The following is a 472-nucleotide window of genomic DNA, read 5'->3' on the forward strand; positions in this document are numbered from 1 at the left end:
GACGATCAGCAGTGTCCAGGCGTCGTGGACAGCTTGCGGGTGCCGGGGAGTTTCACCACGTAGTTCCCGGGGGCCGGGCTCTCCCACTCCAGCTCGGCGTCCTTCAGCACGCCCTCGACGATCTGTGCCGCCCGCTGCTCCGCTTCCGTGTCAGCCATGGTGGGAGCGTACGTGACGGCGGTGGGCGTGGGTCGCGGCCGTGTACACGTCGGCCGTGGCGGCGGCAGCGGTGTCCCAGCCGAAGGACTGGGCGTGCCGGGCGGCGGCCTCGCCCATCCGGGCGGCGAGCTCCGGCCCGTCGGCGAAGTCGCGCAGGACGCGCGCGTACGCGGCCGGGTCGTGGCCCTGGACCAGGAAGCCGGTCTCGCCGTCGCGCACGGCGACCGGGAGGCCGCCGACCGCCGCGGCGAGCACCGGGGTGCCGGACGCCTGCGCCTCTATGGCGACCAGCCCGAACGACTCGCTGTACGAC

The 472-nt window shown here is 74.4% G+C and carries 1 protein-coding gene and 1 pseudogene; both read right to left on the reverse strand.

Annotated elements, in window-relative coordinates:
* Positions 1-20 precede the first annotated feature (20 nt).
* Positions 21-158, reverse strand: a pseudogene (locus LPA54_RS37650) (YbjN domain-containing protein); the annotation flags it as partial.
* On the reverse strand, positions 151-472 hold a 322-nt coding region (locus tag LPA54_RS37655; protein ID WP_228984928.1), incomplete at its 5' end, for a glycosyltransferase. The pseudogene LPA54_RS37650 and the gene LPA54_RS37655, both read right to left, overlap by 8 nt.

The sequence above is a fragment of the Streptomyces sp. DH12 genome, from assembly GCF_020873895.1.
Lineage (GTDB): Bacteria > Actinomycetota > Actinomycetes > Streptomycetales > Streptomycetaceae > Streptomyces.